The organism is Salipiger sp. (genome assembly GCF_059781815.1).
In genome coordinates this window covers 1-11694 of the sequence record NZ_JBYNAH010000173.1, presented here as the reverse complement: position 1 = coordinate 11694, position 11694 = coordinate 1, and the positions used below count along the sequence as shown (strand labels likewise).

Sequence of the window (11694 nt, the reverse complement as noted above, 5' to 3'; positions counted from 1 at the left end):
TTACGTGATCTTCAACAACCATCTGCCCGAGACGCTGGAACTGGCCGACAGCGCGCCGCACAAGGTGACGCATTGGGCCGAGCGCGGCGGGCGCACGCTGGCGGAATTCCTCGTCGTGCTGCAGGAGGCCAAGGCGCGCGGCCGCGACGTGCCGCGGCACCTTTGCGCGCTGGCCGAGGCCTTCGACGCGATGGATCTGCGCTATGGCAGCCATGACGATCCCGATGGCGAGACGCGGGAATATTACCGCATCATCGGCGCCCGCATCGCCGAGTTCCCGACCACCGCCGCCGCGGCCAAGCTGGCGCGGGCCTGCAACGATCCGGTGCTGATGGGCGCGCCCAACGTGGTGCGGGGCGGCTCGCAATCGGGCAATGTCTCGGCGCTGCATCTGGTGGCGCGCGGGCTCTGCGACGCGCTGGTCTCGGATTACCACTATCCTTGCCTGGCGCAGGCGGCCTGGGTGCTGGTGGATCGCGGCGTGCGCGACCTGCCGGGCGCGTGGGAGATGATCAGCCGGGTACCGGCGGAGATCATGGGGCTTGCGGATCGCGGCACGCTGGAGCGCGGCAAACGGGCGGATTTCGTGGTGGTCAACGCGGCGACGCGCGAGATCGAGGCCACGGTGAGCGGCGGCCGGCTGGCCTATCTCTCGGGCGAGGCCGGGGCGCGGCTCATCGGCACCCTGCGCGGCGCGCGGCTGGCGGCGGAATAGCCGCGCCGGCTCAGCCTCTAGAGCCGGTCGAGCAGTTCGCGCTTCTTGGCGGCGAACTCGTCTTCGGTAAGCAGGCCCGCCTCCTTGAGCTCGCCGAGCTTGCGGATCAGCGCGATGACCTCCTCGGCCCCTGACGGGCCCTTCTCGGAGGCGGCGGGCGCCGGGGTTGGTTGGGGCGCGGGCACGGGCTCCGGCGCGACGGCGGCGGGCGCGGGCTCGGCGGCGGGCTCGGACGCTTCGGGAATGACGTCTTCCGGCGCCTCGGGCGCCTCCGGCCTCGCCTCGCCCACCCGGGGCAGCTCGCGCACCGAGACCAGACCGTGCTGGCTGGTGAAGGTCAGCGACTGGTCGCCGCTCTGCTGCTGCGACACGCCCGAGATCTGGTGATCGCCGGTGTCAAAGATCTCGATCCGGCCGCCGAAATCGATCGCCAGCCGCCGGGTCTGCGGGAACACCGCGTAGCGCAGGTTGTTCTGGCTGCCGGTCGAGGACGGCACGCCGAGTTCTTCCGGCCAGGACGCGCCCACCAGCCCGCCCTTGATGAACAGGCTGGTGCCCATGCCGCCGCCCTGCGATTGCGACTGGCTTTGCGTGCCCGGCGCGGTGGCCGGCATCTCGACCTTGCGGAACAGGTTGCCGACCATGAGGATATTGGCGAGATCGGTACAGAGCGCATCGACCCGCGCCTTCAGCGCGTTGTTGAACATGTCACCGACCATGGTCATGCCGCCTTGCGACCACTGCCCCATGCCGCCGAGCTCGGCGATGTTGAACTGCGCCTGCGTGCCATTGCCGGCGACCAGCGCCATCAGCATGGCCTCGGCGGTCTCGGTCGAGACGCCGTGGCGGGTCGCCGCCTCGGAGACCAGTTTCTTGCCGTCTTCGGTGAGCGCAGTCATCTCGGATCTCCGATCCTTGGGGTGTACCGCTCAGGGCTTAGCACGATGGGACAGGCGCGAACACCGGCGATAACGCCGCGACCACGCGCCGCGCTCCGGGCCGGTGCGAATGGTTCGAATTCCGGGCGATCCCGGTCTCGCGCCGGGCCTATTCGTATTTTTCGAGAAACGCCTCGATCGGCAGGGCGCGGAAATCCTCGAGCCGCGCGCGCAGCGTGGCGTGATCCCAGTCCCACCACCCCAGCGCCATCAGGCGCTCGGCCACGGGCGCGGGGAAGCGTTCGCGCAGCGGCACCGCCGGAACGCCCGCGACGATCATGTAGGGCGCCACATCCTTCGTCACCACCGCGCCCGCCGCCACCACGGCGCCGTGCCCGACGCTGACCTCAGGGCGCACCACGGCGTTGTGGCCAATCCATGTGTCGTGCCCGATGCTGGCCCGGCGCGACAGGCGATGCGCGAAGAACGCCGCGTCGCGCCCGGCATCGTCCCAGTAATCGTCGGAGCGGTAGAGGAAATGGTGCAGCGAGGCCTGCTGCATCGGGTGATCCGTGGGCCCGATGCGCGAGAAGCTGGCGATGTTGGCGAACTTGCCGACGCTCGCGTTGGCGATATCGGCATAGCGGTCGCAATAGCTGTAATCGTCCATCTCCACATGGGCGAGCCGCGAGCCGCGCCCGATCTCGACGAAGCGCCCGAAGCGGCACTCCGTCAGCTCGCAGTCAGGATGGATCAGAGGCTCTTCCGTGAGGCGCGCCATGTCACGCGCCCCGGATCAGCTTGCGGCGCAGCCAGCCCGAAAGGCTGTCCATCGCCATCACCATCAGCACGATCAGCACGATGTAGTAGCTCACCTCTTCCCAGTCCTTCTGCGTGATCATCGCCTGCGTCAGCAGCAGGCCGATGCCGCCCCCGGTGATCGCGCCGATGATGGTGGCCGATCGGGTGTTGGATTCAAGGAAATACAGCACCTGCGAGATCAGCACCGGGGTGATCTGCGGGATCACGCCGAAGCGGTAGCGCTGGATCGGGCGCGCGCCGGTCGAGGCCACGCCCTCGATCTGCTTGCCGTCGACGTTCTCCAGCGCCTCCGAGAACAGCTTGCCGAAGCTGCCGGTGTCGGTGAGCAGGATCGCCAGCGCGCCGGTCATCGGCCCCGGCCCGAAGGCGCGGCTGAGCACGATGGTCCAGATCAGCCCGTCGACGCCGCGCAGGAAATCGAACACCCGGCGCATGGCAAAGCGCAGCGCAAGCAGCGGTGCGAAGTTCTTGGCCGAGAGGAACGCCAGCGGCAGCGCCACGATGGCCGCACCGAAGGTGCCGAGGAAGGCCATCAGGAGGGTCTCGAACAGCGCCCAGGCGACATCGCCGTGCCGCCACATGGCGTTCTGCCAGAAGTCGTGCCACGCGCCCGCGATATTGCCGCGCTCGGGGTCGATCTGCGCGCCGAACAGAATCTCGAGCGGGCCATGGCCGTAATACGGGCTCTCGAGGGTGAAGAAGAACAGCTCCCAGCCGGGGAAATAGCGGAACACCTCGGTCTTGTTGCGGGTCAGCGAGACCCGGCCGCCCTCGGTGTTGATCTGCAGGCGGGTGTTGGAGGCCGAGATCCAGTCGGGGGTCTGCTCTGGCAGGTTCGAGGTCACCGTGCGCCCGTCCATGCGCGCCTCGACCGGGCCGAAGCCGGGGATGTCGTAGTAGAAGCCGCCCTCGGGGAAGAGCGTCACCTCGTGGCCGTTCGAGAGCTGCACAAGGGTGCCCTCGGAGCCGGTTACGACCCAGTCGGGCCCCGCCCCCTGCGGATAGGTGCCCTTGCGCTCGCCCTCGATGGCGACCGTCAGTTCGCCCGAGCGGTTGTCCTGCGTGACGTGGGTCTTGTAGCTGTACACATCCGAGACCAGCGCGCGAGCGTTGTCCATGCGGGCGCGCTCGGCCAGGCCGGGGATGTCGAAGGCAAAGAAGACATAGCCGAGATAGACCAGCACCAGCGCCGGCAGGCCGAAGGCGAAAAGCTTCTTGCGGGCGAAGAGACGGTCGGCAGAGGCATAAAGGGCAGCGTCGGCCATCAGTGGCCTCCTTTCTTCGCGATCATCGCGTTGCGGACGTGGCTCGAGAGCTGGTCGAACACCACGATGGTCAGGAACAGCAGGATGAAGATCGCGGCGGCCTCGTCGAACTTGCCCTGCCCCCAGGACATGGCGTTCTTGAGCTCGTAGCCGATGCCGCCGGCGCCGACGAAGCCGAGGATGGCCGAGGCGCGGATGTTGATCTCGAAGCGCAGAAGCGCGTAGCTGAAATAGTTCGGCGAGACCTGCGGCACGACGCCCAGCCACATGCGCTGGAACCAGCCCGCGCCCACCGATTGCAGCCCCTCGACGGGCTTGAGGTCGGCGTTTTCGTTGACCTCGGAGAACAGCTTGCCCAGCGCGCCGGCGGTGTGGAAGGCGATGGCGATCATCGCCGGCACCGGGCCGCCGCCAAGGATGAAGATCAGCACCAGCGCGATGACGATCTCGGGCACCGCGCGCATGATGTCCATGGTTCGGCGAAAGAGCGGAATGAGCCGCGGCCAGCGCGCCAACCCGCGGGTCGAGAGCAGCGACAGCACCATCGCCAGCCCCGCCCCGATCAGGGTCGAGACGGCGGCGATGTTGACGGTCTCGACCAGCGCAGGGAAATAGCGCAGGAGATGGCCGGGAAGCTCGTGCAGCTTGGGCGCGGTGTCCCTGAGCACGTCGGCGGGAAAATCGAGGATCTGCGGCAGGCCGGCCCAGAAGCCGCCGGCATTGCGCGAATCCGCCAGCATGAAGCCCGACACCATCAGCGCCACGAAGATCGCGAGCACGAGCCCGCCATAGAGGCGTTTTCGCGCCATCAGCGCCATGTAATGGGCGCGGGTGTCGAAGGGGATCTCGGTCTGGGTCATGCGGGGTCTCGGGCAAGCGGTCGGATTGCGGTCACCGGCGGGCCGGGCTGCGGAGCATCTCCGCCGGGGGGGCTTCGGGGGACCGGTGGCAGCGCGCGGGCGGTGCGCTTGTCGGCGCGTGGCGGGCGGCTGCGCATGGCAAAGGGCCCCGCGCGATGCCGCGCGAGGCCCCGATGGGTCAGCCGATCAGTTCGACTTGGCCTGACGGGCCGCGATGATCGACAGGTAGTTGTCGTGACCGATCGGCTTGAAGCCGAGGCTTTCGCCGGCGGAGATGTTGTAGGTGCACTCCTTGTCGGTCTCGTACATGTTGGCGACGAGATCGGTCATGGTCTGCTTGACGTCGTCGGGCAGCGACTTGCGCACCACGATGGGGCCTTCCGGGATCTCCTTGGAGCGCCAGATCTCGACCAGCTCGTTCATGTCGATCAGGCCCGCGTCGACGGCCTTGCGCAGGGCGCCCGAGTTGTAGCCGTCTTCCCATGCACCCTGGCCGTCGGCCCAGGTCACGCCGGCGTCGACGTCACCGTTGTTGACCGCGACGATGGTCTGCTCGTGGCCGCCGGTGAACTTCACTTCCTTGAAGTAGTCGCCCGACTCCATGGTGATCGCGTCGCCGGCCTGCGGGATCTCGATCGAGGGGATCAGGTAGCCGGAGGTCGAGTTCGGGTCACCGAAGCCGAACACCTTGCCCTGCATGTCGTCCAGCGAGGCGATGCCGCTGTCCTTGCGGGCGAAGCCGATCGAGTAGTAGCCGATGGAGCCGTCGAGGTTGACCTTGACCAGCACCGGCTCGACCGCTTCGGGATCGGCGAGGAAGGTGGCGGCGTAGCCCGAGGCGCCGAGCCAGGCCATGTCGATGGTGCCGCCGAGCAGGCCCTGGATCACGCCGTTGTAGTCGGCCGGGGCGAAGAGCTTGACCGGCACGCCGAGAGCTTCCTCGGTGTAGGTCTTGAGGCACTCGTGGTTGTTGAGACGGTCCTGGGCGTTCTCGCCGCCGAGGATGCCGATGTTGAAGCCCTCGATCTCCTGAGCCTGAACGGCGCCGGCGAGCGTGGTGGTGGCCAGGGCGGCCGCGATCAGTTTCTTCATGTCCCTATCTTCCCCTTTGTCGGATTGAAGGGCCCGTCCCGTGGGCCCGCTGGAAGCTCTCAGACCGCGACCTCGGCCTGACGGATCTCCGTCACGGCCACGGGCTCGCGGATTTCGGTGGAGGTGGCGTCTTCGGAGAAATCCGCCCCCGCGCCATAGATGTCGCGGGCGACGCCGGTCGTCAGTTGGTCGGGCGTGCCGTCGAAGACGATGCGCCCGTCGCGCATGCCGATCACCCGGTCGCAATAGCGCCGCGCGGTGTCGAGCGTGTGCAGGTTGGCGATGACCATGCGGCCATCCTCGTCATGGATGCGGCGCAGCGCCTCCATGACGATCTGTGCGTTCATCGGATCGAGCGAGGCGATGGGCTCGTCGGCGAGGATCACCTTGGGATCCTGCATCAGGGCGCGGGCGATGGCGACGCGCTGCTGCTGGCCGCCCGACAGCGCCTCGGCGCGCTTGGCGGCGTGATCGGCGATGCCCAGACGCTCGAGGATGTCGATGGCGCGGTGGATGTCCTCGCGCGGGTAGAGGTTGAACACGGTCGACAGCACCGGGCGCTTGGCCAGCGTGCCGTGCAGCACGTTGGAAACCACGTCCATGCGCGGCACGAGGTTGAACTGCTGGAAGATCATCGCGCAGTCCGATTGCCACGCACGCTTCTCGGCGCCCTTCAGCGCCAGCACGTTGCGGCCCTCGAAGCGGATCTCGCCCACGGTGGCGTCGGTCAGGCGGTTCATCATGCGCAGGAAGGTCGACTTGCCCGCGCCCGAGCGGCCGATGATGCCGATCATCATCGGTCGGTCGACCGTGAAGCTCGCGTTGTCCACGGCAGTGTTCGCGCCGAAACGCTTGGTCAGCTGGTCTACGACGAGCATGTGTCCCCCGGATGTCCTGTTCCGAGGGCGTCTTACGGCGCGGGGCGTATCGGCTTCGTGACGATTGGGTGTCGGAAAGATCACCCGGCGATGAAGCTTTCATGACAGACAAGCATGGCGGAACGGCGGGGAACGCATGGCCACGGCAATTGCGATTTTTGGTCCAACCGGTCTACATGGCGGTCAAGGTTCCCCGAGGGCACGCACCATCGCCGCGCGGTCCGGAGCCCCCGACTAATGCAAGATGACTGATGCAAGAAAGAAGGCCCCGAACCGCCTCATGCAACATCCCCAGGAGCACGGCTCGGCCCCTGCCCCCCACCGCCTCGACCGCTTCGCTGGCCTGCTGCTGATCCTCGTCACCGGCCTCGTGATCATCCGAGAGTGGTTTGGCACCACCTTCCAGGAGCCTCTGGTCGATGCGCTGATGATCGCGCTCGTTGTGGTGCTGTTCCTGCGGGTGAAGATCAACCGCAAGGCCTTTGTCTTCGCCGCGATGGCGCTGACCGCCGCACTGGTGTGGATGGGCGGCGACTGGCAGTCCACCGTCGCCCGGGCGTTTCACCAGGCCTCGTTCATCGCCGCCTTCTTCACCGCGCTCGCCACCTTGCGCAGCGCCGCCGAGCCCTCGGCGGCGATCCGCGCCAGCGGCACCTTCCTCGCCGAACAGCCCCCGGGGCGGCGCTATCTCGCGCTCACCACCGGCGGCACCGCCTTCGCGCTGCTGCTCAATTACGGCGCCATCGCGCTGCTCGGCAGCCTCGCCACCGCCGCGGCGCAGGAAGAACCGGACGAGGAGATCCGCAACCACCGCCGCCGCCGTATGCTGCTGGCGATCCAGCGCGGCTTTGTCACCTCGCTGCCATGGTCGCCGCTGTCCTTCGCCATCGCCATCTCGACGGCGCTGATCCCCGGCACCAGCTGGGAGACGGTGGTGCTGCCGGCGCTCGGCACGGCGCTGATCATGACCGGGCTCGGCTGGGGGCTCGACACGATCTTCAAGCCCAAGCTCTCGCACCCTGCCCGCCCGCGCGTCAAACCAAACGGCAGTTGGGCGCTGATGCTGCCGCTGCTGGGGCTGCTGGCGATCCTCGTGACCAGCGTGCTGATCATGGGCGCGCTGACCGGCATCCGGGTGATCGGGCTGGTGCTGCTGATCGTGCCGGTGATGGCGCTCGGCTGGACCGCGCTGCAGGCGCGTGGCGGTGGCGCGCCGGTGCGCGCACGGCTGAAGACCTATACCTTCAAGGACCTGCCGGGCTATCGCAGTGAGGTGCTTTTGCTGATGATGGCGGGCTATATCGGCACCGTCGGGGCGCCGCTGCTGGCGCCCCTCGTCAAGGCCTCGGGCTTCCACCCTGAGGATCTGCCGCACTGGCTGGTCCTGGCGGGGCTGGTCTGGATCATCCCGCTCGCCGGGCAGTTCGCGATGAACCCGATCCTCGCGGTGACGCTGATTGCGCCGCTGCTGCCCAGCGCCGGGCAGCTTGGCGTGTCGCCCACCGCGCTGGTCACCGCGATCACCGCGGGCTGGGCCCTCGGCGGCATCAGCTCGCCCTTCACCGCAACGACGTTGCTGGTGGGCTCCTTCGGCAATGTCAGCGCGCGCCATGTCGGGCTGCGCTGGAATGGCGGCTACATGCTGGTCTGCCTCGTGGTGCTGCCGCTCTGGGTGCTGGCCTACGCCTATCTGCTGGGCTGACAACGGTTTTGCCGGCGCGCGGGCCGCGCCCGCGCTTGCAGCCCGGCGGCATCCGGTGTCATCTCGGCCTCACGCCACACCGGAGCCCTTCCCCGCATGACCGACGCCCCCCTCACGCCCCCGATCTTCGACGGCCACAATGACCTCGTGCTGCGACTGCTGCGCGGCGATGTCACCCCCGAGGGCGTGACCGCGGGGCTGCCCGACGGCCATATCGATCTGCCGCGGGCGCAGGCCGGCGGGCTTGGCGGCGGCTTCTTCGCGATCTTCGTGCCCTCCCCGCCCGAGCCCGGCGCCAGCCCCGACGACATGATCAAGCCGGAATACGATCTGCCGATGCCGCTGATGCTGCCCGAAGATGAGGGCCGCGAGGTGACGCTTCAGGGTGTCGCCGCGCTCGAGGCGCTGGAACGCGCCGGCGCCGTCACGCTCTGCCGCACGGTGGACGCGCTCGAGGAGGCGCTTTTCGGCCCGACCATGGCGGCGATCATGCATATCGAGGGCGCCGAGGGCATCGACCCGGGTCTCGAGCGCCTGCACGCGCTGCACGCGCGCGGTCTGCGCTCGCTCGGGCCGGTCTGGTCGCGGCCGACGATCTTCGGCCACGGCGTGCCCTTCGCCTTCCCCTCGGGCCCCGATACGGGGCCGGGCCTCACCGATCACGGCAAGCGGCTGATCCGCGAATGCAACGCGCTGAAGATCATGGTCGATCTCAGCCATCTCAACGAGAAGGGCTTCAATGATGTCGCCGCGCTCAGCGATGCGCCGCTGGTGGCGACCCATTCCAACGCCTGGGCGGTGACGCCGCACAGCCGCAACCTCACCGACCGACAGCTCGCGATGATCGCCGAGAGCGACGGCATGGTGGGGATCAACTTCGCCTCCGCCTTTCTGCGCAGCGACGGTCAGATGAAGGGCGACGTGCCGCTCGAGCAGATGATGCGCCATCTCGACCACTTGATCTCCATCCTTGGCGAGGACCGGGTGGGCTTCGGCTCGGATTTCGACGGCGCGCTGGTGCCCAACGAGATCGCCGATTGCGCCGGCCTGCCGCGGCTGCGCGAGGCGATGCAGGCGCATGGCGTGGACGAGGAACTGATGGAAAAGCTGTGCTGGCGCAACTGGATGCGCGTCCTGCGCAAGACCTGGGGCAGCTAGGGCCACGCGCCGCGAGGGAGACTGGCACCCGACCCGATACGCGCGAAGCTGAGCGCCGGCCTGCCCCGCAGATCGCGGTGCCCGGGCATGACAAGGCCCGCCAGAAGCGGGCCTCGTTTCGGTCAGGTCGATGCGGCCCTATCGCACTGCGAAGGTGATCGGCAGCGAGATCGGGCCGGTGTTGCCGCTGTCGGCGAGCCAGGTCGCGCCCTCGGCCACCACCGGCGCGCCCATCCGCGCCGAGAGCACCCGGTAGGCCACCGCCATGTCGTTGCGCGCAACGAGGTTGCCAAGGCAGTGGTGGATGCCACCGCCGAAGCCGAAGTTGCGCGCCCGCTTGGCGGTGATGTCGAACGGTGCATCGCCCATCGCCGCAGGATCGGTGCCGGCGCTCTCGGAGTAGAGATGCAGCACCGTGCCCTTGGGGATGGTGATCCCGCCGTATTCGAAATCCTCCACCGACTCGCGCGACACCCAGGTGATTGTCGGACGCATGCGCATGACCTCGGTCGCCGCCGCCATGTCGAGCGAGGGATCCGCGGCCAGCGCCTCCCATTGGTCGGGATGGGCGGCGAACATCGACATGCCAAGACCGAGCTGGTTGCGCGTGGTGTCGACGCCGGCGAAGGCCAGCATCAGCGCAAGGTTCCAAAGCTCGTCATGGCTCAGCCGGTCGCCCTCTTCGCGCGCCTGCACCATGATCGACAGGATATCGTCGCCGGGGTTGGCCTCGCGCTCCTTCAGGACGTCGCTGATGTAATCGCCAAGCTCCACCGTCGCCGCCTCGATCTTGTCGACGAGGTTGGGGAAGTTCACCCCCAGCGCCAGCCCCATCGTCGCCGAGGTGCGCAGGATGAACGGCGCCTCGCTCTCGGGCAGGCCGAGCAGCAGGCACAGCACCCGCGCGGCATAGGGATCGGCGAACTCGGCCATGAAATCGCAGGCGCCCTTGGCGATGAACTGATCCGCCAGATCGTTCGCGATGCGCTCGAACTCGGGCATCAGCGTCTTGACCACCTTGGGCGAGAAGGCCGGGTTCACCAGCTTGCGCAGGCGCCAGTGGTCGTCGCCCTCGGTGACGAGGATCGACTTGTTCCACCAGTCGGCAAACACCCCCTCGGTCACGCCGTTCAGCGCCGGCCAGGCATGGCTGCCCTGAATCAGCGATTTGTGGGTGAGCAGCTGGCCCATCTCCTGATGGCGCAGCACCGCAAGCCCGTAGGGCGTGCGGGCGTACCAGCTCTTGGCGCGGGCCTCCCGCACCGGCTCGGACCGGAGCGAGAAGGCCGGGTTCGCGACGTCGAGAAAGGGCGCGTCGGGAAACTGGGCCTCGAGGCTCATGGCAGGCACTCCATGTAGGTGTCCTTGTCCCAATCGGTGACGGTGGACATGAAGCGCGCCCACTCGTCCGACTTGTACTCATGGTACAGGCGATACATCTCGCCCGGAAGCCCGCGCTGCACGACCTCGTCGTTTTCGAGATGCACCAGCGCCTCGCCGAGCGACATCGGCAGTTTCTTGACCTTCTTGCCCTGCGCCATGGCGTCGTAGATGTTGCGCTCTTCCGGCGCGCCCGGGTCGAGATCGTTGTCGAGACCGTCATCCATCGCCGCCAGCAGCGCCGAGCCCATCAGGTACGGGTTCACCATCGAGTCGACCGAGCGATACTCGAAGCGCCCCGGTGCCGAGACACGCAGGCCGGTCGTGCGGTTCTGGAAGCCCCAGTCCGAGAACACCGGCGCCCAGAAGCCGGTGTCCCAGAGCCGGCGGTAGGAGTTGACCGTCGAGGCGCCGATCGCGGTCAGCGCCTGCAGGTGATGCACCACGCCGCCGATCGCCTTGAGGCCGGTCTTGCCGGGCATCTGCGGATCGTCGGTATCGGGCATGAAGGTGTTGTCGCCGCCCGAGACATACATGTAGTTCTCGGGCGCGCCCGGGAGGTTGTCGGGATCGTTGCCGGTGCGCTTGAACACGTCCTCGCCGGCGGTCCAGAGCGACATGTTGTGGTGGCACCCGCTCGCCGAGACCCCCATGAAGGGCTTGGTCATGAAGCAGGCGAAGATGCCGTTCTCGCGCGCCACCTGGGCGCAGAGCTGGCGATAGGTGGTCAGGCGGTCGGCGTTGCGCAGCACGTCGTCGAAGGTCCAGTTCAGCTCGAGCTGGCCCGGCGCGTCCTCGTGGTCGCCCTGAATCATGTCGAGCCCCATCTTGCGGGCGTAGCGGATCACCTGCATCGACACCGGGCGCAGTGATTCAAACTGGTCGATATGGTAGCAATAGGGCTTGGAATAGCCCTCGTTGGGCTTGCCGTCCTCGCCGTGCTC

General features: G+C 67.8%; 11 protein-coding genes. 3 read left to right on the top strand and 8 right to left on the bottom strand.

All coding sequences use genetic code 11. The features are described from left to right. A partial coding sequence (locus AC6RA4_RS17930; protein WP_500162698.1) for an amidohydrolase family protein occupies positions 1–715 on the top strand: 715 nt, incomplete at its 5' end. 17 nt (positions 716–732) lie between these two features. On the opposite strand, the gene AC6RA4_RS17925 is transcribed toward AC6RA4_RS17930, so the two are convergent. From AC6RA4_RS17925 to phnC, 6 genes are all read right to left on the bottom strand, one after another. After that, positions 733–1614: an SHOCT domain-containing protein gene (locus tag AC6RA4_RS17925; RefSeq protein WP_500162697.1), complete on the bottom strand. Its 882-nt coding sequence runs from the start codon at positions 1612–1614 to the stop codon at positions 733–735. A 148-nt stretch (positions 1615–1762) separates the two neighbouring features. Continuing rightward, positions 1763–2374 (bottom strand): DapH/DapD/GlmU-related protein, encoded by a 612-nt coding sequence (locus AC6RA4_RS17920; RefSeq protein ID WP_500162695.1) that lies wholly within the window; start codon positions 2372–2374, stop codon positions 1763–1765. 1 nt (position 2375) lies between these two features. After that, the gene (phnE, locus tag AC6RA4_RS17915; RefSeq protein ID WP_500162694.1) at positions 2376–3680 is read right to left on the bottom strand and encodes a phosphonate ABC transporter, permease protein PhnE; all 1305 of its coding nucleotides are present in this window, start codon (positions 3678–3680) and stop codon (positions 2376–2378) included. Next, positions 3680–4540: a phosphonate ABC transporter, permease protein PhnE gene (gene phnE, locus AC6RA4_RS17910; protein WP_500162692.1), complete on the bottom strand. Its 861-nt coding sequence runs from the start codon at positions 4538–4540 to the stop codon at positions 3680–3682. Before phnE (AC6RA4_RS17910) ends, phnE (AC6RA4_RS17915) begins: the two co-directional genes overlap by 1 nt. Positions 4541–4726: 186 nt before the next feature. Then, positions 4727–5632: a phosphonate ABC transporter substrate-binding protein gene (phnD, locus tag AC6RA4_RS17905; RefSeq protein WP_500162691.1), complete on the bottom strand. Its 906-nt coding sequence runs from the start codon at positions 5630–5632 to the stop codon at positions 4727–4729. Positions 5633–5691: 59 nt separating this feature from the next. Then, positions 5692–6510, bottom strand: a complete 819-nt coding sequence (gene phnC / locus AC6RA4_RS17900; protein ID WP_500162689.1) for a phosphonate ABC transporter ATP-binding protein — start codon at positions 6508–6510, stop codon at positions 5692–5694. Between the two features lie 280 nt (positions 6511–6790). Between phnC and AC6RA4_RS17895 the strand changes: the two genes are divergently transcribed. Both AC6RA4_RS17895 and AC6RA4_RS17890 read left to right on the top strand, forming a co-directional pair. Continuing rightward, on the top strand, positions 6791–8212 hold the full coding sequence (locus AC6RA4_RS17895) for a hypothetical protein (RefSeq protein ID WP_500162687.1): 1422 nt from the start codon (positions 6791–6793) through the stop codon (positions 8210–8212). A 96-nt stretch (positions 8213–8308) separates the two neighbouring features. After that, positions 8309–9370 carry a dipeptidase gene (locus AC6RA4_RS17890; RefSeq protein WP_500162685.1) on the top strand — a complete coding sequence of 354 codons (1062 nt, stop codon included), beginning with the start codon at positions 8309–8311 and terminating at the stop codon, positions 9368–9370. Between the two features lie 138 nt (positions 9371–9508). Here AC6RA4_RS17890 and AC6RA4_RS17885 read toward each other — a convergent pair whose 3' ends face one another. Together AC6RA4_RS17885 and AC6RA4_RS17880 are read right to left on the bottom strand one after the other, a co-directional pair. Then, a complete protein-coding gene (locus AC6RA4_RS17885) occupies positions 9509–10711 on the bottom strand; it encodes a cytochrome P450 (protein ID WP_500162683.1) in 1203 nt (400 codons plus the stop codon). Continuing rightward, on the bottom strand, positions 10708–11694 hold a 987-nt coding region (locus tag AC6RA4_RS17880), incomplete at its 5' end, for a glutamine synthetase family protein (protein WP_500162682.1). The genes AC6RA4_RS17880 and AC6RA4_RS17885, both read right to left, overlap by 4 nt.